Annotated in this window: 16 protein-coding genes; 8 read left to right on the top strand and 8 right to left on the bottom strand. The window is 59.2% G+C overall.

What is annotated here, in order from left to right:
- Positions 1 to 40 precede the first annotated feature (40 nt).
- The 3 genes from ACFOSS_RS00650 to ACFOSS_RS00660 are packed head-to-tail and all read left to right on the top strand — an operon-like array spanning position 41 to position 4,300.
- A complete protein-coding gene (locus tag ACFOSS_RS00650) occupies positions 41 to 1,861 on the top strand; it encodes an assimilatory sulfite reductase (NADPH) flavoprotein subunit (protein ID WP_377149861.1) in 1,821 nt (606 codons plus the stop codon).
- Positions 1,861 to 3,567 carry an assimilatory sulfite reductase (NADPH) hemoprotein subunit gene (gene cysI / locus ACFOSS_RS00655; protein WP_377149863.1) on the top strand — a complete coding sequence of 569 codons (1,707 nt, stop codon included), beginning with the start codon at positions 1,861 to 1,863 and terminating at the stop codon, positions 3,565 to 3,567. Before ACFOSS_RS00650 ends, cysI begins: the two co-directional genes overlap by 1 nt.
- Positions 3,560 to 4,300, top strand: a complete 741-nt coding sequence (locus tag ACFOSS_RS00660) for a phosphoadenylyl-sulfate reductase (protein WP_377149865.1) — start codon at positions 3,560 to 3,562, stop codon at positions 4,298 to 4,300. The genes cysI and ACFOSS_RS00660 overlap by 8 nt, the downstream gene beginning before the upstream one ends.
- A gap of 2,090 nt (positions 4,301 to 6,390) precedes the next feature.
- Here ACFOSS_RS00660 and ACFOSS_RS00665 read toward each other — a convergent pair.
- Together ACFOSS_RS00665 and ACFOSS_RS00670 are read right to left on the bottom strand one after the other, a co-directional pair.
- Positions 6,391 to 7,665 (bottom strand): hypothetical protein, encoded by a 1,275-nt coding sequence (locus tag ACFOSS_RS00665; protein ID WP_377149868.1) that lies wholly within the window; start codon positions 7,663 to 7,665, stop codon positions 6,391 to 6,393.
- 109 nt (positions 7,666 to 7,774) lie between these two features.
- The gene (locus ACFOSS_RS00670) at positions 7,775 to 8,188 is read right to left on the bottom strand and encodes a hypothetical protein (protein ID WP_377149870.1); all 414 of its coding nucleotides are present in this window, start codon (positions 8,186 to 8,188) and stop codon (positions 7,775 to 7,777) included.
- A 904-nt stretch (positions 8,189 to 9,092) separates the two neighbouring features.
- Here ACFOSS_RS00670 and ACFOSS_RS00675 point away from each other — a divergent pair.
- Both ACFOSS_RS00675 and ACFOSS_RS00680 read left to right on the top strand, forming a co-directional pair.
- Positions 9,093 to 9,842, top strand: coding sequence for a substrate-binding periplasmic protein (locus ACFOSS_RS00675; protein WP_377149872.1), 750 nt, complete (start codon positions 9,093 to 9,095; stop codon positions 9,840 to 9,842).
- Between the two features lie 446 nt (positions 9,843 to 10,288).
- A complete protein-coding gene (locus tag ACFOSS_RS00680; protein ID WP_377149874.1) occupies positions 10,289 to 10,891 on the top strand; it encodes a hypothetical protein in 603 nt (200 codons plus the stop codon).
- An 89-nt stretch (positions 10,892 to 10,980) separates the two neighbouring features.
- On the opposite strand, the gene ACFOSS_RS00685 is transcribed toward ACFOSS_RS00680, so the two are convergent.
- The gene (locus tag ACFOSS_RS00685; protein ID WP_377149876.1) at positions 10,981 to 12,168 is read right to left on the bottom strand and encodes a S1 family peptidase; all 1,188 of its coding nucleotides are present in this window, start codon (positions 12,166 to 12,168) and stop codon (positions 10,981 to 10,983) included.
- Positions 12,169 to 12,333: 165 nt separating this feature from the next.
- Here ACFOSS_RS00685 and ACFOSS_RS00690 point away from each other — a divergent pair, with 165 nt between their 5' ends.
- Positions 12,334 to 12,474 carry an entericidin A/B family lipoprotein gene (locus tag ACFOSS_RS00690; protein ID WP_377149878.1) on the top strand — a complete coding sequence of 47 codons (141 nt, stop codon included), beginning with the start codon at positions 12,334 to 12,336 and terminating at the stop codon, positions 12,472 to 12,474.
- Positions 12,475 to 12,483: 9 nt separating this feature from the next.
- On the opposite strand, the gene ACFOSS_RS00695 is transcribed toward ACFOSS_RS00690, so the two are convergent.
- Entirely contained in the window at positions 12,484 to 14,889 is a 2,406-nt protein-coding gene (locus tag ACFOSS_RS00695; RefSeq protein WP_377149880.1) for a diguanylate cyclase domain-containing protein, read from the bottom strand.
- Positions 14,890 to 15,013: 124 nt separating this feature from the next.
- A complete protein-coding gene (locus tag ACFOSS_RS00700) occupies positions 15,014 to 15,838 on the bottom strand; it encodes an N-acetylmuramoyl-L-alanine amidase (protein WP_377149882.1) in 825 nt (274 codons plus the stop codon).
- Between the two features lie 155 nt (positions 15,839 to 15,993).
- Between ACFOSS_RS00700 and ACFOSS_RS00705 the strand changes: the two genes are divergently transcribed.
- Positions 15,994 to 16,401, top strand: a complete 408-nt coding sequence (locus ACFOSS_RS00705) for a CBS domain-containing protein (RefSeq protein WP_377149884.1) — start codon at positions 15,994 to 15,996, stop codon at positions 16,399 to 16,401.
- On the opposite strand, the gene ACFOSS_RS00710 is transcribed toward ACFOSS_RS00705, so the two are convergent.
- Both ACFOSS_RS00710 and malZ read right to left on the bottom strand, forming a co-directional pair.
- Positions 16,398 to 16,766 carry a DUF2541 family protein gene (locus tag ACFOSS_RS00710; RefSeq protein ID WP_377149886.1) on the bottom strand — a complete coding sequence of 123 codons (369 nt, stop codon included), beginning with the start codon at positions 16,764 to 16,766 and terminating at the stop codon, positions 16,398 to 16,400. The two genes, ACFOSS_RS00705 and ACFOSS_RS00710, sit on opposite strands and share 4 nt — an antisense overlap.
- Before the next feature lie 196 nt (positions 16,767 to 16,962).
- Positions 16,963 to 18,810, bottom strand: a complete 1,848-nt coding sequence (gene malZ / locus ACFOSS_RS00715; protein ID WP_377149888.1) for a maltodextrin glucosidase — start codon at positions 18,808 to 18,810, stop codon at positions 16,963 to 16,965.
- Positions 18,811 to 18,973: 163 nt separating this feature from the next.
- Between malZ and dinB the strand changes: the two genes are divergently transcribed.
- The gene (gene dinB, locus ACFOSS_RS00720) at positions 18,974 to 20,032 is read left to right on the top strand and encodes a DNA polymerase IV (RefSeq protein ID WP_377149890.1); all 1,059 of its coding nucleotides are present in this window, start codon (positions 18,974 to 18,976) and stop codon (positions 20,030 to 20,032) included.
- Between the two features lie 6 nt (positions 20,033 to 20,038).
- Here dinB and ACFOSS_RS00725 read toward each other — a convergent pair whose 3' ends face one another.
- Positions 20,039 to 20,503 carry a hypothetical protein gene (locus ACFOSS_RS00725; RefSeq protein ID WP_377149892.1) on the bottom strand — a complete coding sequence of 155 codons (465 nt, stop codon included), beginning with the start codon at positions 20,501 to 20,503 and terminating at the stop codon, positions 20,039 to 20,041.
- Between the last annotated feature and the right edge of the window lie 118 nt (positions 20,504 to 20,621).

A 20,621-nucleotide genomic window follows, 5' to 3' on the forward strand; every position in this document is an offset into this window, starting at 1 on the left:
CCTTAAGCTGACAGCATCTTGGATAATGGAAGTCGTTGTCATGAATGCTAAGGAATCTCCGGCAGCCGCTGCACTCCCGCTGCCACACCTCTCCCGCCTGGCTGAAGCCGTGGCCGGGCTCTCGGCGCCCGAGCTGATCTGGGCCAGTGGTTATCTGTATGGACTGGCGCAAGCCGGTGGCGTCGCCGCGGGCGCGGCGGCTGCCAGCGCTGTCGTTGCCAGTGCCCCGGCCGCTACGCTGACCATTCTCTACGGCTCGCAGACCGGCAATGCCAAGGGCGTGGCCGAGTCCATCAAGACGCTGGCTCAAGGCAAGGGGCTGCAGGTGCAGCTGGCCAGCATGAGCGACTTCAAGCCCAAGCAGCTGAAAAAAGAGACCCATCTCATCGTCGTCACCAGTACCCTGGGCGAGGGTGAGCCGCCGGAGAACGCCGTCGATCTGCACGGTCAGCTCAAGGCCGGCAAGCTGGGCAAGCTCGACGGACTCAAATTCGCCGTGCTGGGGCTGGGCGACTCTTCTTATGAGTTCTTCTGCCAGGCCGGCAAGGATTTTGATGCCTATCTTGAGAAGGCCGGCGCCGAGCGTGTGACTGCCCGAGCCGATCTGGATGTGGATTACCGCGCCGCGGCTGCCGAATGGGCCGAGCAGGCGGTTTCCGCCCTGGCGGCTAGCTTAGGTGGGGTGGGGGGGGGGTCTTCTGCCTCTGCCGCGCCAGCAGTAGCGGGTGTTGCCACGGCGCATAGCCAGTACGACAAGTTCAACCCCTATCTGGCGACCCTCGCGACCAACCAGAAGATCACCGGCCGCGACTCCACCAAGGATATCCGCCATATCGAGATCTCGCTGGAAGGCTCGGGCCTGAGCTATCAGCCCGGTGATGCGCTGGGGGTCTGGTTTGATAACGACGCCGCCCTGGTGGCCGAAGTGCTGGCGCTGACGGGCCTCTCCGGCAGCGAAAGCGTGACGGTGGACGGCAAGAGCCTGGCGCTGAGCGAGGCCTTGACCCGCCATTTCGAGCTGACCCGTCTGCACGGCGGCTTTATCAGCGGCCTGGCGGAGCTTTCCGATAATCCTGAGCTCAAGGCCATCGCTGCCGACAAGGCGCAGACCACGGCACTGGCCGCGTCTGCCCAGATCGTCGATGTGCTGAAGCGTTATCCGCAGCCGCTCAGCGCCGAGCAGCTGACCAAACTGCTGCGTCCGCTGACGCCGCGCATGTACTCCATCGCCTCGTCTCAGGCCGAGGTGGAAGAAGAGGTGCATCTGACGGTCGGCGTGGTGCGTTATCCGCAGGCCGATGGCACGCTGCGCTCCGGTGGTGCCTCGTCGTACCTGGCCGATCGGCTGGCCGAGGGGAGTGAGGTGCGGGTGTTTGTCGAGCACAACGACAACTTCCGTCTGCCGGAAGATGGCAATACGCCGGTGATCATGGTCGGCCCGGGCACCGGTATCGCGCCGTTCCGCGCCTTTATCCAGCAGCGTGACGCCGATGGCGCCAGCGGCAAGAACTGGCTGTTCTTCGGCAATCCGCACTTTACCCAGGATTTCCTGTACCAGGTGGAGTGGCAGAAGTACGTCAAGTCCGGGCTGCTGTCGAAAATTGATCTGGCGTTCAGCCGCGATCAGGCGCAAAAGATCTATGTGCAGGATCGCCTGCGCGAGCAGGGCGCCGAGGTCTACGCCTGGCTGGAGCAGGGCGCCCACTTCTACGTCTGCGGCGATGCCAATCGCATGGCCAAGGATGTACAAGAAGCACTGCTGGACATCCTGGTTCAGCATGGAGGCAAGAGCCGTGAAGCGGCCGAAGAGTATCTGAATGAATTGCGTCGCGCCAAGCGCTACCAGAGGGATGTCTACTGATGAGCTATCAAACTGTACCCGGTCCGGTCGAAGGGCCACTGGCGGATAACGAGCGCTTAAAGCGCGAGAGCAACTTTCTGCGCGGCACCATTGAGCAGGATCTGCGCGACCCGCTGACCGGCGGCTTCAACGGCGACAACTTCCAGCTGATCCGCTTCCACGGCATGTACCAGCAGGATGACCGCGACATCCGTGCCGAACGTGCCCAGCAAAAACTCGAGCCACTGCATAACGTCATGCTGCGCGCCCGTATGCCCGGCGGCATCATCACCCCGACCCAGTGGCTGGCCATCGACGCCTTTGCCCGTGACCATACCCTGTATGGCAGCATCCGTCTGACCACGCGCCAGACCTTCCAGTTCCACGGCGTGTTGAAGCCCAATATCAAGCTGATGCACCAGACCCTGAACCAGTACGGCATCGACTCCATCGCCACCGCGGGCGATGTGAACCGCAACGTGCTGTGCACCAGCAATCCGGTGGAGTCCAAGCTGCATCAGGAAGCCTACGAGTGGGCCAAGGCCATCTCCGAGCATCTGCTGCCGAAGACCCGCGCCTATGCCGAGATCTGGCTGGACGGTGAGAAGCTGGGGCCGGACGAGGAGCCGATCCTCGGCTCCACCTACCTGCCGCGCAAGTTCAAGACGACGGTGGTGATCCCGCCGCACAACGATATCGACGTCCACGCCAACGATCTCAACTTCGTGGCGATTGCCGAAAACGGCGAGCTGGTGGGCTTTAACGTGCTGGTCGGCGGCGGCCTGGCGATGACCCACGGCGAGAAGGAGACCTTCCCGCGCAAGGCCGACGACTTTGGCTTTATCCCGAAAGAACACACGCTAGCGGTGGCGGCGGCGGTGGTGACCACCCAGCGCGACTGGGGCAACCGCGTCAACCGCAAGAACGCCAAGACCAAGTACACGCTGGAGCGCGTCGGCGTCGAGGCGTTCAAGGCCGAGGTGGAGAAGCGTGCTGGGGTGAAGTTTGCCGACAGCCGCCCCTATGAATTTACCAGCCGTGGCGATCGTTTCGGTTGGGTCGAAGGTATCGACGGCAAGCACCACCTGACGCTGTTTATCGAAAATGGCCGCATCCTGGATTTCCCGGACAAGCCGATCAAGACCGGTCTGGCCGAGATCGCCAAGGTACACAAGGGCGATTTCCGTATGACGGCGAACCAGAACCTGATCATCGCCGGCGTGCCTGCCCGCAGCAAAAAGAAGATCGAGGAGCTGGCGCTCAAATATGGCCTGCTGGCCCCGGTCTCCAGGCAGCGCGAGGACTCCATGGCCTGTGTGGCGCTGCCGACCTGCCCACTGGCGATGGCCGAAGCCGAGCGTTTCCTGCCGGCGTTTGTCACCCAGATCGAAGGGGTGCTGGCCAAGCACGGCATCCCGGATGACAGCATCATCTTCCGTGTCACCGGCTGCCCGAACGGCTGCGGTCGCGCCATGCTGGCGGAGATAGGTCTGGTGGGCAAGGCGCCGGGGCGTTACAACTTCCATATCGGTGGCAACCTGGCGGGCACCCGTATCCCGCGCATGTACCGCGAGAACATCACCGAGCCGCAGATCCTGGCCGAGATCGACACGCTGGTGGGCCGCTGGGCCAATGAGCGCGAGGCCGGGGAAGGCTTTGGCGACTTCGTGATCCGCGCCGGTATCGTCAAGCCGGTGATTGACTCAGCGAGAGACTTCTATGAGTGATGTGCTGGATCTGCAGGGCCTGCTGGCCCTGTCTAAAGAAGAGCAGGTGGCGGCGCTGGCCGACACCAATGCCCAGCTCGAAGCGTTAAGCGCCCAAGAGCGGGTGGCCTGGGCGCTGGAACATCTGCCGGGCGAGTTTGTGTTGTCGTCGAGCTTTGGCATCCAGGCGGCGCTGATGCTGCATCTGGTCAGCCAGCAAAAATCAGATGTTCCGGTGATCCTCACCGACACCGGCTACCTGTTCCCCGAGACCTACCAGTTTATCGACCAGCTGACCGCGCGCTTGCAGTTGAACCTCAAGGTCTACCGCGCCGAGCTGTCGGCCGCCTGGCAGGAGGCGCGCTACGGCAAGCTGTGGGAGCAGGGTGTCGAGGGCATCGAGCGCTACAACCAGCTGAACAAGGTCGAGCCGATGGCGCGCGCGCTGCAGGAGCTCAACGCCCAGACCTGGTTCTCCGGCCTGCGCCGCGAGCAATCCGGCAGCCGTGGCAACCTGCCGGTGCTGGCCATCCAGCGCGGCCGCTTCAAGTTTCTGCCGGTCATCGACTGGAGCAACAAGGATGTCTTCTACTACTTCAAGGAGCACGACCTGCCGTACCACCCGCTGTGGGAGCAGGGCTACCTCTCGGTCGGCGACACCCATACCACCACCAAGTGGGAGCCGGGGATGAGTGAAGAACAGACCCGCTTCTTTGGCCTGAAGCGCGAATGCGGGCTGCATGAGGAGAAGTGATGACCGTCCGGTCATCGCTGGGGTGATGACGGTGCTGTCATCACCGGAATCGCCAAGGGCGCCGCAAGGCGCCCTTGGTGTTTCTGCTGCCAGCAGCATGCAATTGTAGGAGCCAGCGCAGCTCGCGATGAGCGTGCAGAGCACGCTTGGACAGTTTGGGAAGGCGGGGCAGACGGCGCACCGCTCGGGTAGGTTGGCGCTGAGCGTCAGCGCAGCCCAACGTTTACCTCGCGCCGGGAACTCGCTTTTGTCGGCCCGATTAGCGCAGCGTAATCGGGCGCATGGCGGATGACCGCTGGTTTTTGGCAATGGATTCTGCTTTGGCCGTTCCGCCCGTACGTGCCAGCCGCGTGAAAGTGTAGGAGCCAGCGCAGCTCGCGATGAGCGTGCAGAGCACGCTTGGGCAGTTTGGGAAGGCCTCAGCCGCGAGACGGGGCAGACGTCGCACCGCTCGGGTAGGTTGGTGCTGAGCGTTCAGCGAAGCCCAACGTTTACCGCGCGCCGGGAACTCGCTTTTGTCGGCCCGATTAGCGCAGCGTAATCGGGCGCATGGCGGCGATTATGCGGATACGGTGGGGGCTGTTCTGGCCGTACGTGCCAGCCGCGTGAAAGTGTAGGAGCCAGCGCAGCTCGCGATGAGCGTGCAGAGCACGCTTGGGCAGTTCGGTCAGGCGGGGCAGACGGCGCACCGCTCGGGTAGGTTGGTGCTGAGCGTTCAGCGCAGCTCAACGTTTACCGCGCGGGTGTTTCTCGATAATGGTTGAACGGAACGGCAGTGCTCCGTTCCGTCCATACGTGCCAGCCGCGTGAAAGTGTAGGAGCCAGCGCAGCTCGCGATGAGCGTGCAGAGCACGCTTGGGCAGTTTGGTCAGGCGGGCAGACGTCGCGCCGCTCGGGTAGGTTGGCGCTGAGCGTTCAGCGAAGCCCAACGTTTACCGCGCGGGTGTTTCTCGATAATGGTTGAACGGAACGGCAGTGCTCCGTTCCGTCCATACGTGCAAGCCGTGTGAAAGTGTAGGAGCCAGCGCAGCTCGCGATGAGCGTGCCACGCACGCCTCGATTCTATGGTGGTTTGCAGGCGGTAGCTGTATACCCACCTCGGAAAGGCGCTATTGAATAAAAACTTAATAAAACATGATCTTGGCCAAACGAAGCCATTCCCACGCAAAAACGTTTGCGCTAGCCTAGAGACTCAAAAAGCGCAAGGAGCCTGTTGGCGCTGACAGGTCGCGCCGCCATCCCGCTTATCGGCGCTGTGACAGCCGCAAGTCAGGGGCGGTAGCCAGCACATTTGCCAATGACCGTACTGTGGTTCAGGCCGGAAGTGGATCAACGGCGATTTAAAGCGACAAATTTAGATATGTTCGACTTCTAATCATATTTAATTGAATGCTCTGCGTGTCGAGTCAGAAAAATAGCGGCGCGGTAAACGTTGGGCTTCGTAAACTCAGCCCAACCTACGAGCTGGAATAGCCAAGGGCGCCGAGAGAGGCGCCCTTGGTGTTTGTGGGCCGTGTGCACGGTGCGCAGCCTGCGGGATGCCGTGTGGGTTGGCGATGAGGTTGGCCATTGGGTAGGTTGGTGCTGAGCGTTCAGCGAAGCCCAACGTTTACCGCGAGCCGGGAACTCGCTTTTGTCGGCCCGATTAGCGCAGCGTAATCGGGCGCATGGAAGAGGTGATGCGGTTACGGTGTGGGCCGTTCCGCCCTCTGTCGGCGTGGGCGAATTGCCAACCTACCGTTGGCGGGGGCGGCAAGTGGGCATAAGGCCATGCCCCTTGACCCCTGGCCTTTGGCGTATGCCGACTGTCGGGATGGCCCCGAGCTCCGGGATTCTCTTCACCGGCCGGGAGCCACACGCCATCCCTGGCGTGACGCTCCCTTGTGCGGTCATCCTGACCGCGCACCGGCTCCGTTCACCCCTCCACCCGGTCCGACAGACGGCTTTGATTATCGGTGTAATTGAAACGAGCAAGAGCGATATACGCTCTGAGTTTCGGACTGACAGATGGTTTGATCAAAATTGCGGTTATTGATGCGTGTCCACTAAAGCGGGGCAAGTCCAGCAACTACATTAAATTGTTGTTAGGCTCATTTTAATGAGTCAGTTATGCCAATTTCTCTGAGCCTTGCACTTTCCAGTGCTAGTTGTAGTAAACCAGCACTGCTTGAGTGAACTTTTTGTTTTGAAAAAATTTCTTTTAATTGATTCATGTTCACACTTGATATTTTAACTGACTCCGAACTGCCTATAATCGGTTGTGAACTATATTTTTCATCATCAATAACAATTAAAAACGATGCTTCATGCCGGAGGACTGAAAGGTCTGTAATAACACCAAGAAATTCGAAAGTTGCTTTATTTTGCGTAATTAGATTCAATAGTGCTGAAACGTGAGTCTCTGTTAATATTGAGTTGGAATCGCGACCATCACTGCAGAAAGCAAACTCTTCAATATTATAAATCTCCTCTGCATATTCTCTTAATAAAGCATTTTTGATGTCAAAACCTTGCTCTATCAATATATTGTTATCATCAGATTCATCGCCATATATTTCAAATCCACCTGCTGGCTGTATTTGCCAGACTTCTGGTTTAACAGCTACATTTTTTTGTCTTTGTGCAACAACTGCTTTCCATGAAATATTTCCTGGGTCTTTATAATCTTTATAAATAATGAGAGCTTGAACGCTAATCAAAGGGCAAGCTTGAAATGGTTTTAAAATGGCTAACGATGGTTTTTGTTTGCCGTGATATTGTGACCTGTATTTCAGGCCTTTTTCTATATTTGCTTCTTGCTTCTTGTTTCTTGTTTTTTCATAAAACTTATATAGTTCAAACTCTAAAATATGTGAAGTAACTAAATTTTGTTCATAGGTAATTGTTTTTGCATAAATTTTTTCAAGTTTACCATTATGATCTAAAATCAATTTGTCAGTTGCAAATCCTTTCATTTTTGGTCTCTTTACGGAGTCCCCAAGAAATTTAAGATATTTTTTTTGTGACTTATCAAAATCAAAAAAAACAACATCACTTGATGATAAATGGCATAGTTCTTTAAATGGGTAAGATATTTTTCCATTTGAACGTATTATCGTGGCAGGATATGTTTTATTGTATAACTCAACGAATTCTGATTCAGAGTATGTTTTTTTAAAAAAAATAAGCTGCCAGTTTAAGTAATCGTTATTAGTCATTTCCTTATATGTTTTGTATCGACGCTCTCTGTTGGTCTTGTTTATTTTTAGCTTCAGTTGAGAAATGTTTTTTCTGATTAAACCAAAAAATGGAATTACTACAAGGCAAATACCTAAAAGATTTGCCAACCAACCAAGATCGTTCCAGAATCTGTAAAAATCACTCATAAATGATATAGCTCGATGATTAATGTTTGTATGCCTGACTTTTGATTAAATGGAGGCGTATAGTGCCGTCCAATGAGCGAATGCGAACTGGTTTAAATTATTTGTTAGTTCATGCCCCTTTTTTGCTATCCCAATAATGCAGCTTCGATGGATCTAGAGGTATATTAATCCCTTGTTTAGTGCAGGAAAGGTGAAAGGCATAAATATATTTATACAATGCTCGGCACATGGCTGGGTTGATATATATGACAACTTTATTTTTTGCTGTGCCACAGTGATCTTTCGATGATGCATCTATTCTATTTAGACATCCATTTATCCTACGCCATAAAGAGTATATCTTATGATTTTTTTCATTAATCTGATATGTGAGATTGCAAGGTATATTGTCTATTTCATTCAATTCCTTGTCCTTAAATAATTTCTCTAGAAAATATTTCGTGTCAAGTTCATCGATTTTTATGGTCAAAGCATTAGTGAGTTCAAGTAGGTATTCTGTAAGTAAGCCTTCTTGTTGTTGCATCAGCGCTTGATTGTTATGTTGCTGCATTAGATATATTTGTACACAAAGCACTAACAAAGTCAGGAATGTTAATGTCGGTGCATATATGCCGCCGATATAACCACCTAATTTCTGACCAAGAAGTCGTGGTATCCCATAATCCGAATCCAAATTTATAGATGTAGAGCCCTATTGGAGTTAGTAAGATCGTGGCTGTTAATAGAAAAATTAACTTAAGTTTGGTGTTCATGCTTTCCCAAGGGAACTAAAAATTATGTTAAGCGGAATTATTCTATTATTCGCAAAATAATATTTCCGCGTTTTGTTGAGGTAGTTTGTTAAAAAATTCCCTCTCATCAATTCCTAGGATTATTTCCAGAGGACCAACCTGAATGATCGGAGGAGGGTTGCCACGCTATCCAAGCGCAAGCCTCAGTCGAGAGCGATCAGGGTCCTCCTCCAGCGATTGAATGGGCGAGCGCCAAGGCTACCGCCCCTGGCTTACGGCTGCCACAGTGCCTGGAACATCGCGGGGGCTGTCAATCTCGGCAATAACCTTGAGTTATTTGAGTCTTTAAACTACCGCACTTTGCACGGTGGGGAAAATGGATTCAGATGGGTGGAGTCACATTTTGTTCGCTGCTCACGGTTTTCGGCAGCAACCGAGTGTTGGCACTGATCAGAGCTTTGCTTTTAACCATGAAGCCATCACACAAAACACGAAGTCGTCTGTCGGGCTGAGGGGGGCTCCCGGCCGGTGGAGAGAATCCCGGAGCTCAGGGCCTTCCCGTCAGTCGACTTACGCCCAGACCGGCGTTGCGGCACGGCACCGCGTTCGTTTTTCCCGCTGTGTGTCCGAGGTTTGACGCTGTGGCCTGTTCGTCGCTAGTGTTGAAGAAATCACTTAGCCTCAGGATCGCTTTCCATGGCTTCACTGTTCCCGTTACGCCATCTGCTGCTGACGCTGCTGCTGGCGGCAAGTCTGGTCTGCGCCGAAACCATTGAGGTCTATGCCCTGGAGGCGATGCCGTATTGCGGGAGCGAGCAGGGGCGGGCCAGCGGATTGGCCGTCGAGATCCTGCAGGCGGCCAGCCGTTATGGTGCTCCCAGCTTTCACTTTCGCTTCGACGTGCCCTGGCTGCGCGCCCAGGAGTTGATCCAGCGCCCGGGCAACGCGTTGTCGGCCATCATCCCGTTCTCTCGTACCGCGGCGCGGGAGCCGCAGTTTCGCTGGTTAGCCGAGCTGTTTTTAACCCAGTCGCGCTTCTACTCCTACCAGCGGCCGGCGCCGATCGCCTCGCTGGCGGCGGCCAAAGCGGTAAAGATTGGCCTGGTGCGCGGTCATGCGCTGGTGAATGTGTTGCAAAGTGCCGGCGTCATGCAGCTGGATCAGGGCGCCACGGATGCCGGCAACAATGTGCGCAAGCTCTACTACCAACGCTTCGATACCATCGCCGATTCGGATCTGATCGTGCGCTATCACTGGAACAAGCTGGGCTATCCTGCCAACGCCCTGCTCGAAGGGGCGCCCATCGGCCCGCCGACCCGGGTCTATCTGGCCACCGGCTTGCACTTCCCCGAGCCCGTTGCGCAACGCATCCAGCAGGCCATGGCCCGGCTGCAGGCCAGCGGCGAGCTGGAGCAGATTCTGGCGCGCTGGCATGACCCTGAGTAGCACACGCCTGCCAATAGCGTCAGTGCCATGCCGCCAGCTCAGGTGGCGCTGGGGCGTCATCGACAGCGCTGACCGGGTCGCACGGTTTTTTTGCCGCCCGTTCAGCGGGGGATCTGTGCCGCTAGGCTGGATGACGTGGCTTCCGCTTGCCCGCGCCGGCCTGAGGGCGGCGGCGCACCCGGCTTGGTCGTGGCAAACGGGTGGCAATTTGTTGCCGCCGCAGCGCGCAGCGTTGCCGATTTTCTGACGCCGGTGCACAAAGGGTGTTAAATGGGACTTGTGCGCTTACAAAACTTCACGTCACTTAACGACACTTTTCGCATGGTGTTGATAAATAAGGTAATTTTTGGCTGACAATTTGCTGGTACTGGAGGCCCGCCCGTTCGGGGGAATGGCAACCGTCAAGGCGATGCCACCCGAGATTTATTATCAGCAAGGAGAACACCATGTCGATCAGCGTTGATAGCAGCAGCTACGCCACGTACCTGCAGCAGCTACAAAGTTCCAGCAAGAGCAGCAGTTCCCAGGTGCAGAGCGGCACCGACAGCCGGCCGCCTCCGCCACCGGCCGATGGCGAGAACCCCATGATGCAGGATCTCACCAGTGCCCTGTCGGAACTGGGGATCGATGTCAGCAGCCTCACCGGCAGCAGTGAGGAGAGCGACGACAGCAGCGAGGAGAGCACCACCTCGACCTCCAGCACCGATGCCGACAGCGCGTTGCAGGCCTTCATGCAGTCGTTGATGGATACGCTGCATGAACAGAGCAGCAGCACCAGCTCGCAGAGCGAAAGCGGGTCGGATGGCAGTTACGGGCAAAGCAACCCGATGCAGCAGGACATGCAGACGCTGCTGTCCAAGCTGAGCTCCGGCTCGTCCGACAGCGAAGACAGCTCGGTGTCGGCACTGCAGAGCAAGTTCGATGATCTGTTGAGCTCGTTGGGCGCCTCCGATAGCAGCGCCAGCCTCAGCGACTTCCTGAGCAGCTTCTCCAGCAAGATACCGTCGGAGGCGCCAGGCAAGGGCAGCCTGATCAATACCACGGCGTAAAGCAAGACAGAGGGCAGCCCATGGGCTGCCCTCTACATTGACATTATTTACGTTGCACTATTGCTGCTGCGCCTGGCTCGCGCTGCGGCTCAGCGGCGGCGACGCCAGCCCAGCAAACCCAATCCAGCCAGTGCCAGCCAGCCCGCGCTGCCACCGCCGTCACCATCCGACATGTCATCTTCGACCTGCACATGAACGGTCTCGGCGTCCAGCTGCATGCTGCCCTGCACTGTGCTGTCTCCGGCAGTGGCGGTGAAGGTGATGCTGCGGCTGACGGTGCCGAGGCTGCTGCCGGTGTAGCTGGCAATCAGAGTACAGCTGGCGCCGGGGGCCAGGCTCTGGCCGCTGCACTGATCGTCCAGAGTGACATCCGCGGCGACATTGCTGATGCTCCAGGTGACGTCATCCAGATTGCGGATCACAAAGCTGGCCTGGCTGGTGCTGCCACTGGTCAGCAGAATGTGCTGGTAATTGCCATAGTTGAGGCCTTGCAGCTTATCGTTGATCCAGTCGCTGTAATCGGCGACGGCGGTGAAGCCGCCGAGCGTGCTGTCATCGCCGCACAACAGGGTCGTGAAATCGCTGGTGCCGAGTACCATGCTGCTGATGCCGTACTGGGTATTGCCGATCAGCAGCGGACCACCGCTGTCGCCAAAGCAGATCCCTTCACCGTTGAAGCCACCGGCAAACAGGTGGTTCGGCAAATAGCTGCTATAGGCCTTGCCCTGATAGGGCAGGGTGACCTGTTGCAGCTGTTCCGGATACAGGGTGCCGGCACCGTTGGTCGCTCCCCAACCGATGGCCGTCACGTCCTGATAGGTGGTCAGGCTCTCCTGCTGGGCGCTGGTGGCGCGGGTGACCGGGTCTGCACTCTGGCTGGCGGCAAGGTGCAGCAGGGCAATGTCATCCTGGAAGTCGGTGAGATCCGACGTGGTGCCGTCGATGATCCCGCCCCAACCGGGGTGGATGATGATCTGATCGATGGCCACCTCACTCTTTTCATCCACGGCGCTGGAGCTGCGGCCGATCAGCAGGGTGCGCTCGGCGGTGCCGGCACCGTCAACACAGTGCGCGGCGGTCATCATCCACTCCGGACTGATCAGCGTGGCGCCACAGATGTGGCCGTAGGTGACGCCGGTAAGGCTGTTGCGGGCCTGCAGCGAGGCCATCCAGCTCGGCGCTGTGCTGACTTCATCTCCCCCGACGATTCTGGGGCTGGCGGCGTGGGCCGAGCCACAGGCCAGCAGCATGGCGAGCACTATTTTGTTCTTGTTCATCCCGTTTCTTATCCTTGAATGGTGTTATGTGTCGGCGCAGATTCTATCGAACCCGATGGCAAGGGTGTGAGACGCAGGCCAACTTTTATGGGTGTCAGCGCCGACTTGCACTCTGGCACGGATTGCGGCAGCGTAGCTCTGGAATCATGACAAGGTGAGGTGATTATGAGCAAGATGCGGTATGTCATCTGCGTACTGGCGCTGGGGTTGATGGCCTGCAACACCATCAACGGCATTGGCAAGGACATCGCCAAAGGGGGCGAGAAGGTGCAGCAGGCCGCGACCTCGGTGCAGAAGAAGATCTGATTCGACGCCTCATTCTCCCGCCAGGCAGCTGCGGTTCTTGCCGCTGTGCTTGGCCCGGTACATGGCGTCATCGGCCGCGGCCAGCAATTGTTCCGCATCCCGGTCCATCCCCGGGAAGTGCAGCGCTATGCCGATGCTCGATGAGAGCACCACCTGCGCCGCGTCCAGACAAAACGGTTGCTGCATGGCGATCAGGATCTTGTCGGCGATGCGCCGGGCGTCGCCTGGCGCGTCATTCAGATTTTCCAGCAACAGCGTGAACTCGTCGCCGGCGAGGCGGAACAGTTGGTCCGTCTCGCGGATCTGGGCGCGGATGCGGCTGGCAAATTGGCGCAACACCTCGTCGCCGGCATCGTGCCCCCAGGTGTCATTCACCGCCTTGAAGCCATCGAGATCCATGAACAGCAGTGCCAGCGGGTGGCCGGTACGATCGGCGCGCGCCAGGGCAGCCGGCAGCTGCTCCTCCATGGCCCGACGATTTGGCAGCCCGGTCAGGGTATCGGCGAACGCCTGCTGTTGCAGATCCAGCTCCAGTTGCTTGCGCGTCGTGATGTCCTGGGTCAGCACGAACAGCCCCTTGATCGTACCGTCGTCGCCGTGCTCCGGCAGCATGATGGTATGCAGGTGACGCAGCTGGCCATGCAGCCATTGCGTGCGCTCGAAGCGGCGTGTTTCCCCCTGCAGGGCCGCCTCGGCCTGGGTGCGCATCAGCGGGTAGACCTCTGGCGCCAGCAAGGAGGCCATCGACGCGCCTATCGCCTGGGACGGCTCGATGCCGTACCAGTGGCGTAGCGTGGCGTTGACAAACTGGAAGCGCAGATCCCGGTCTATGTAGGCGATCAGGGCCGGCATGTTGTCGGTGATGGTTTGCAGTTGATGGCGGCTGGCCTGCAGCGCCTGCTGTGCCGCCTTGCGTTCGCGAATGTCGTCCAGGATCAGGTTGAGGCGAAAATGAGTGCCGGCCTGGCTGGACCAGACTACCAGTTGCGCCGGAATGGTTTCGCCCTGCGCCGAGGTGAGCTGCACCTCCCGTTGCTGCGAGACGCGTGATGGCTGCGGGTCTTTGAGCTGCACCAGCCACTGCCGCAGCCAGAGATTGACCTCGGCAGAGAGCATGGACTCGGGTAACCGTTGCCCCTGGCGCTGCTCGGCCGACCAGCCGAGCCACTGTTCCGCCATGCGGTTCCAACTGATGACCAGCCCTTGTGGGTCGAGGCTGATAAAGGCGTGTGTGGCGTGCTGCAGCACATTGGTCAGCTCTGCGGTACGCTCGCCAACCTGCAGCTCCAGCGTCTGGTTCAGGCTGACCAGCGCCAGTCGCTGTTCGCGTTCAAAGGTTTGCAATTCGGCCAGCACCCGTGACAGCAGCCAGGCCTCGTAGTAACCGCTGACCTCGGGCACGCTCTGCTGGGCAGGATCTTCGAGCGAGGCTTGCAGCGTCTCCAGCGGCCGGGCCAGATGCCGCGACAGGCGGTAGGCCAGTCCGCTGAGCACTATCAGCGCCAGCAAGGCGGTGATGACGAGTTTGTCCTCCAGCAATTGCCACTCGCGCAGACCGTTCTTTTCACTTTCCCGCATCACCAGCTGCCAGTCGGGGATGATCAGGTTGGTCGCCGACATCATCGGTACCATCAGGCTGAACCAGCGCTGTCCATGGTGCCAGGCCACCGGCTTGGCCTCGGCGTCCGCCTGCCTGATGGCGGCCACCAGTTCCGGCGTCAGCTGCCGGCTGTCATGCTGCGGCAACGAAAACAGGATCCGATACTCAGGGTCGAGCAGCAGCATCTCGCTCCGCGGCCAATTGGCACGCTGCATCAACATGTTCGGCAGGAACTGAATCAGCAATTCCCAATCCAGAGCGGCGACGAACCAGCGGGAGTCCAGTAGCGGCGAGGGGATGAAGAGCAGCAGTTCAGCGCGTTGCTGGCGCGGCCCGGGCAGCGGTCCGAACAGGCTGGGGAAGGGGCCTCTCACCTCTGCTTGCTGCTGTTGTCGCGGCAGGCGCGGCAGCGTTTTGCCGAGCAGTGCCGGATTGGAGGCTTGCAGGATCTTGCCTTCCGGACTGACCAGTGCCAGCCAGAGAAACTGCGGGTTATTGTGCTGCAACTGGGCGAAATGGCGTTGTTCGTTCACGTGGCTGGCGCCGGGCTGGTTGCGCTCGAGCAGGGTCCAGTTGATCAAGGCGCGCACCGCACTGCTGTGGAACCACAGCCGCTGGACCAGTTCATCGGCGATGTCGTCACCCTCCTGGCGCAGCTGGGCGAGCACATGTTGCCGCGCCTTGTGCTCGCTGTAGCTGCCGATCATGGTCAGACAGATGATCAGCGGCAGCAGGGCGCTGAGCAGGGTGCCCAGCAAGATCCAGACAGAGAGGCGCTGACGGGACAGCAGTGGTGGACGCGTGTCGGTATGCATCGTATTTCCTGAAGCCTTTTGCAAAGAATATGGCATCTGCGGGTTTTTTCTTGGAACTGTGCCCCGGCTGTGATCAGCCGCATATTCTCGAGCCCCACACGCTCACGCTGCCGGAGGGGCTTGGCTAGTCGACGTACTTTTCCAGCAGCGCCTGCAGGCGGGCGCGGGTCTCGGCATCAGGTTCGCCATCAAAACGACTGGGGCGAAAATGCAGCTGGAATGCCTGCACCACCTGCCGGGTCGTGTCGTCGAGCACGCCACTGGCGGGTACGGCATAACCATAACGCGCCAGGTCGTGCTGTAACGCCGTGATATCCAGCTCCGGCAGGCCCTGTTGCAGCAACGCCCGGACCCGATTCTCCTCTGGCCAGGCCCCGAGCCGGTAGCGCTGGTACAGGTAGTGCCACGGGAAGGCCGGCCCCGGGTCCACCTTGCGCCCCGGAGCAATATCGCTGTGACCGAGCAGGTTTTGCGGTGGAATATGGTACCGGTCGCTCAGTTGTTGCAGCAGGCTGGCCAGGGCGTGGAGTTGCGACTGCGGAAACGGCGGCCAGTAGCGCGTCATCAGCGGGCCTCGGGCGTCGGCCGGCTGGTAGCCGGAGTTGACCACCTCGATGCCGAGGCTGCGATCGTTCATCGCCGTCTGGTGGTGCCAACTGCTGCGCCCGGCATGCCAGGCGCGTTGTGACTCGGGCAGCAGGGCATATAGCGTCGGCTTGCCGTCCGGCCCCGGCGTCGACAACAGGTAATGCGCGCTGACGCCGCTCCCCGCCGTGGTCAGCAGTTGCAGTGCCCTGGCATCGTCCGCCTGGGTGTAGTGCACGATCAGGTAGCGGATCCGTGAATCCTGATTGGGCGACGTGTAGATGCGGGAGAGGTGATACGGCGTCTGCTGGCAGCCCATCAGCCCGAGCAGCAGCGTCAGCGGAAGCAGGAGAAGAAATCGCATGGCTACAGTGGCGTCCCGGCATGGAGGCAATCTGCGAGCAGCCTAGCATGGGCGGCGACAATGCGGAAATTGCCATGCTGTGTGTCCGGCCGCACGGTTGCGGTCAACGGTTCCTGTCTACACTGATGACAGGCAGGACGGCGCGGGAGCAGGGTATGCGGGTAGCCGAGATCATGAAGGTGCGTGTAGCCACCATCGAGATGGATGATGCGCTGGAGACAGTGCGCGAGTTGTTTTCCCAGGCCCCGTTCCATCACCTGCTGGTGGTGGATGAGACGGGGCAGCTGGTCGGCATCCTCAGCGACAAGGATCTGTTCAAGGCGCTGAGCCCTTACCTGGACTCCCTGGCCGAGAATCAGCGTGATCGCGACACCCTGGCGCGGCGGGTGCATCAGGTGATGACGCGGCAACCGGTGACCGTCAATCCGCAGCTGTCGGTGCAGGATGCGGCCCGGCTCATGCTCGAACAGGGGGTCTCCTGCCTGCCGGTGCTGGAAAATGGCCAGATTAGCGGTATTCTGACCTGGCGAGATCTGCTGCGGGCCTGTGTGGATAACCGCTAGTCGCGGCGGCCGTAGACTTTGACTTCTGCCACCTTGCGTTTGGCGTAACCTTCGATGCGGATCTTGTTGATGCATTTACGCCGCTCGAGTTTTATCCAGCCGCTGCGCTGATCCTTGCCCAGGGTGCGATTGACCTTGAGGTTTTTGCTGCTGCCATCCTTGTAGTAGACCCGGATTGCCTCGATGTGGGCTTCTTGCTCTTCAACCTTCAATTGCAACTGGTTGGCATAGCGGCACACCAGGGGTTTGACGATGGCTTCGCTTTCGCCAACCGACAGCAGCAGTGTGGAGCCAAAGCGAATTTCATCACTTGCCAGGGTCAAGGGTGTGAACAGGCAGGCCAGCAGGCCAAAAACAATGCGCATCTGATTTTCTCCAAAAAAAAACCGGATGTGTCTGTTCGTAACGCAACAGAGCGCACCCGGACCTGAAACAGGGAATGAACACATAAACTATGCGCGGCGCAGTCTAGGCCAGGCGTGGCGGTCTGACCAGTCGCTTGCGGCTCTGGTTCAGGTCCGGTTTGGATTCCGGACCTGGGTGGTGATTTTTTGTGCGGATTTAGTCACTGAAGCCGCGAAACAGCGTCAGGCTGCAGTCCGGCAAGGCCAGGGTCAGTTCGCTGCCGGCGGCGCTCAGCTCGCCGTGGCCAATCAGGCGTTGCCATTCGCGGCAGGCCAGCAGTGGGGAATCGAGGCGCAGCTGGCTCGAACCCGTTCGCTGGATGGCGACCAGTACTCGCTCCTGCTCCAGCAAGCGCAGAAAGATCAGGCTTTCGCCCTCGGCGTGCAGCAGTTGCAGCGCCCCGCGGCGCAGGGCGGCGGAGTCATGCCGGATCCGCGCCAGCTGCTGGGTGTGCGCCAGCAGTTCTCCTTGCCAGCGTGTCTGCTCCCAGGGGAAGGGCGCGCGGCAGAATGGATCGTTGGCGCCGGGCAGGCCGATTTCATCGCCGTAGAACAGACAGGGCACGCCAATCCAGCTGAACAACCAGCCGAGTGCCAGCTTCATATGGGGCACGGATTCATGCAGCAGCGTGAACAACCGGGCGGTGTCGTGGCTGTCGAGCTGGTTGAACTGGCAGAGCTGGGTGGTATGACTGAGGCCGGCGCGGTACTGTTCCAGCCAGGCAGCACACTCGGCGGAATCCAAGTGAATCGGCTGGTAGGCCACATCCTGCTGGGCCAGGAAGGCGCGCACCGGCAAGTTGAAGCCCATGTAGTTCATGGCGCCGTCTTCGACGCCGGCTTGCAGCCACTCGCGGGCATCACCGAAATGTTCACCGAGCAGGTAGGCGTGCGGATTCTCCTCGCGAGCCGCCTGGCGGATACCCGCCAGATGCTGCAGGTTATTTTTCGCCGAACCGTCCTCTCCCAGCATGTGCACCACATCCAGACGCCAGCCATCGATGGCATAGGGTTCACGTAACCAGTAACGCACCACACTGTTGGGATGGCGATAGATCTGGTTGCACACCTCGGCACAGGCGTAGTTGAGCTTAGGCAGATCGGCATGGCCCAACCAGCCGATCGCCTGTTCGCCCTGAAAGCTGTACCAGTGCCGGTATGGGGAGTCCTCACTCTGGGCCGCGCCCGGGATCCCGGCCTGGGCATAGCGGTCGAACCAGGGGTGGCTGTCGCCGGTATGATTGAAGACGCCGTCAAGCACCAGGCGCATGCCACGTTCCCGGCTGGCCTGCCGCAACCGAATCAGGGCTTCATCACCGCCCAGATGGGGATCGACATGGTAGTAGTCGCTGGTGTCATATTTGTGCACGCTCGGCGCGGTAAAGATCGGATTGAGGTAGAGCGCTGTCACCCCCAATCCCTGCAGGTAGTCGAGCTTGCCGCGGATGGCATCCAGATCGCCACCGTAGAAGGTGGAGCTGGCGGCAACCGACTCCAGAGGCTGTTCCCATTGCCGGCGGCTAACCCGACGCCGTCGCGCATGGTGCTGGTACTCGGCGTCACGCACCAGATGCTCGCCCTGACCTGGCGCAAAGCGGTCGGGGAAGATCTGATAGAACACCTGATCCGGCACCCAGTTCGGATGGCTGTCCGGGACTTCCAGCAGATACTGGCGCAACCGCTCCGGCGGTGTCCGGCTCAAGCCGAGTGGCGACAGCCAGTACTGCTGCTGTGGCCATAACAGTTTGAAGGCATAGCGCTGGCGGGGCGAGGTGTGGTGCAGCGGCAGATGTGCCTGATACAGGCGGCGCTCGCCCCATTCAGCGGCCAGCGTCATGCTCACCAGCCGCTCCTCGTTATCCGGCTCGGTGCGTAACAGCACCTGTTCCGGCCAGTCGCGCGCCAGCAGCCAGAGCGTAATCAGCGGGCCTTTGGCGGTCAGGGTGATAAAGGGTGACACCGGCTGGTGCCAGGCTTGCAGCGAAACTCCGAACTTCACAGACATAATGATGATCCTGTCGGCAGTAACTCGGTGTGACTATGGCGCCATTCGACAAAGGATACATCCTCCGCTGCGGTCTATCCGCCGGGTTGAATCGCGATCGGGACTTGGCGGCAGGCGTGGAGTGGATTAAAGTAACGCCATCCTGTTTTTTTATACAGTTGTTATGCGCAAGATTATCCATGTCGACATGGACTGCTTTTTTGCGGCAGTCGAGATGCGTGATAACCCGGCTCTGCGCGAGGTGCCGCTGGCCATTGGTGGCAGTCGCGAGCGACGGGGGGTGATCTCGACCTGCAACTATGTGGCCCGGCGTTTCGGGGTGCGCTCGGCGATGGCGACCGCCACGGCGCTGCGCTTGTGCCCGCACCTGACCCTGCTCCCCGGGCGCATGGCGCTTTATCAGCAGGTGTCGGCCCAGTTGCGGGAAATCCTCGAACGCTACAGTGACTGTATTGAGCCGTTATCGCTGGATGAGGCCTATCTGGATGTCAGCGATGTGCCCTGGTGTCAGGGCAGCGCCACCCGCATTGCCGAAGCCATCCGTGCCGATATTCATCGCGAGCTGGGGCTGACTGCGTCGGCCGGGGTGGCGCCAAACAAGTTTCTGGCCAAGATTGCCTCCGATTTGAATAAACCCGATGGCCTGTTTGTGCTGCCGCCGGAGCGGGTGGCAGCGTTCGTCGCCACCCTGCCACTGCGCAAGATCCCCGGCATTGGCGAGAAGAGTGCCGAGCGTCTGGCGGCTGTCGGGCTGCAGACCTGTGCCGATGTGCAGGCTTTTTCCCCTTACGAGCTGGTGCGTCAGTTCGGCAAGACCGGACAGATGCTGCTGCAGCGCAGCCAGGGGCTTGATGATCGGCCCGTGGAGTCGAGCCGTATCCGCAAGAGCGTCGGTGTGGAGACCACGCTGGCAGTGGATCTGCAGCAGTTGCCACAGGCCGCGTCGGTCATGCAGCAGCTGTTGCCGGATCTGCTGCGCCGGGTACAGCGCCACTGCCCGCTGGCGTCGCTGGTGCGGCAGGGGGTGAAGTTGAAGTTTGCCGATTTTCAGCAGACGACGGTGGAACGCAGCGTCAGCGGCTGGCATCCGGAGTTGTGGCCACGACTGCTGCAAGAGGCCTGGCTGCGGGGCGAAGGACGGGCTGTCCGTCTGGTCGGTATCTCGGTGGGATTACCGGGGGTCAGTGACGAGGCGAACCCGCAACTGAGCCTCAACCTCTGAGCATGCTCAGGGGGCGGGGGGCGATGCCAGTGGCTGGGCGCGGTCACCCTCGACACTCGGATCGTCCGGCGGTGCTGCGGTGGCGATACCCAGCAGCGACTTGCTGCTCTCCACCCCGGCATGCCAATGCTGCTGCAGTGTGCCGAGGCTGGTGGTGAACATCTGACTGATCTGCGCACCTGCGTCGCTCAACGCCGTTTCGGTCGCCGCGGTGGCGGAATCGACACCCTGGCCGAGGCGCTCGGCCTGGCTGGCACCCCAGGCGTGGGTTTGCATCTGGCGGTGTTCGACGGCAGCCAGCCACTGCGGCCAGGCCGTTTGCCACCAGTCAGCGGAGTGTTGCCAACGCTGCGCCACCTGCGTCTGCCAATCGCAGAGCTGTTGCTCGCCCTGTTGCAACAGGACATGACCCACCGGGCTGAAGGGGATCAGCAATGCAAAAATGATCAAGATGGGCCACAGGTTTTTCATCGTTACACGCCGCCTGCCAGAAACGTTCGACACTCTACTCCACTGCGTACGCTCTGAAAAGTCCGCCGACATCCGCCATTCCTGGTCCGCGGCGCAGACTCGTGCATAGGCCCGTGCA

This window comes from Pseudaeromonas sharmana (assembly GCF_042649925.1).
In the GTDB taxonomy this organism is placed as follows: domain Bacteria; phylum Pseudomonadota; class Gammaproteobacteria; order Enterobacterales; family Aeromonadaceae; genus Pseudaeromonas; species Pseudaeromonas sharmana.

Bases quoted from the DNA above. Each gene is read 5' to 3' on its own strand.
- ACFOSS_RS00660 (WP_377149865.1), top strand. From the start codon at position 3,560: ATGAGTGATGTGCTGGATCTGCAGGGCCTGCTGGCCCTGTCTAAAGAA.
- ACFOSS_RS00705 (WP_377149884.1), top strand. From the start codon at position 15,994: ATGCGGGTAGCCGAGATCATGAAGGTGCGTGTAGCCACCATCGAGATG.
- ACFOSS_RS00685 (WP_377149876.1), bottom strand. From the start codon at position 12,168: ATGAACAAGAACAAAATAGTGCTCGCCATGCTGCTGGCCTGTGGCTCG.
- ACFOSS_RS00695 (WP_377149880.1), bottom strand. From the start codon at position 14,889: ATGCATACCGACACGCGTCCACCACTGCTGTCCCGTCAGCGCCTCTCT.
- ACFOSS_RS00700 (WP_377149882.1), bottom strand. From the start codon at position 15,838: ATGCGATTTCTTCTCCTGCTTCCGCTGACGCTGCTGCTCGGGCTGATG.
- ACFOSS_RS00665 (WP_377149868.1), bottom strand. From the start codon at position 7,665: ATGAGTGATTTTTACAGATTCTGGAACGATCTTGGTTGGTTGGCAAAT.
- ACFOSS_RS00675 (WP_377149872.1), top strand. From the start codon at position 9,093: ATGGCTTCACTGTTCCCGTTACGCCATCTGCTGCTGACGCTGCTGCTG.
- ACFOSS_RS00690 (WP_377149878.1), top strand. From the start codon at position 12,334: ATGAGCAAGATGCGGTATGTCATCTGCGTACTGGCGCTGGGGTTGATG.
- malZ (WP_377149888.1), bottom strand. From the start codon at position 18,810: ATGTCTGTGAAGTTCGGAGTTTCGCTGCAAGCCTGGCACCAGCCGGTG.
- ACFOSS_RS00680 (WP_377149874.1), top strand. From the start codon at position 10,289: ATGTCGATCAGCGTTGATAGCAGCAGCTACGCCACGTACCTGCAGCAG.
- cysI (WP_377149863.1), top strand. From the start codon at position 1,861: ATGAGCTATCAAACTGTACCCGGTCCGGTCGAAGGGCCACTGGCGGAT.
- ACFOSS_RS00670 (WP_377149870.1), bottom strand. From the start codon at position 8,188: ATGCAACAACAAGAAGGCTTACTTACAGAATACCTACTTGAACTCACT.
- dinB (WP_377149890.1), top strand. From the start codon at position 18,974: ATGCGCAAGATTATCCATGTCGACATGGACTGCTTTTTTGCGGCAGTC.
- ACFOSS_RS00725 (WP_377149892.1), bottom strand. From the start codon at position 20,503: ATGAAAAACCTGTGGCCCATCTTGATCATTTTTGCATTGCTGATCCCC.
- ACFOSS_RS00650 (WP_377149861.1), top strand. From the start codon at position 41: ATGAATGCTAAGGAATCTCCGGCAGCCGCTGCACTCCCGCTGCCACAC.
- ACFOSS_RS00710 (WP_377149886.1), bottom strand. From the start codon at position 16,766: ATGCGCATTGTTTTTGGCCTGCTGGCCTGCCTGTTCACACCCTTGACC.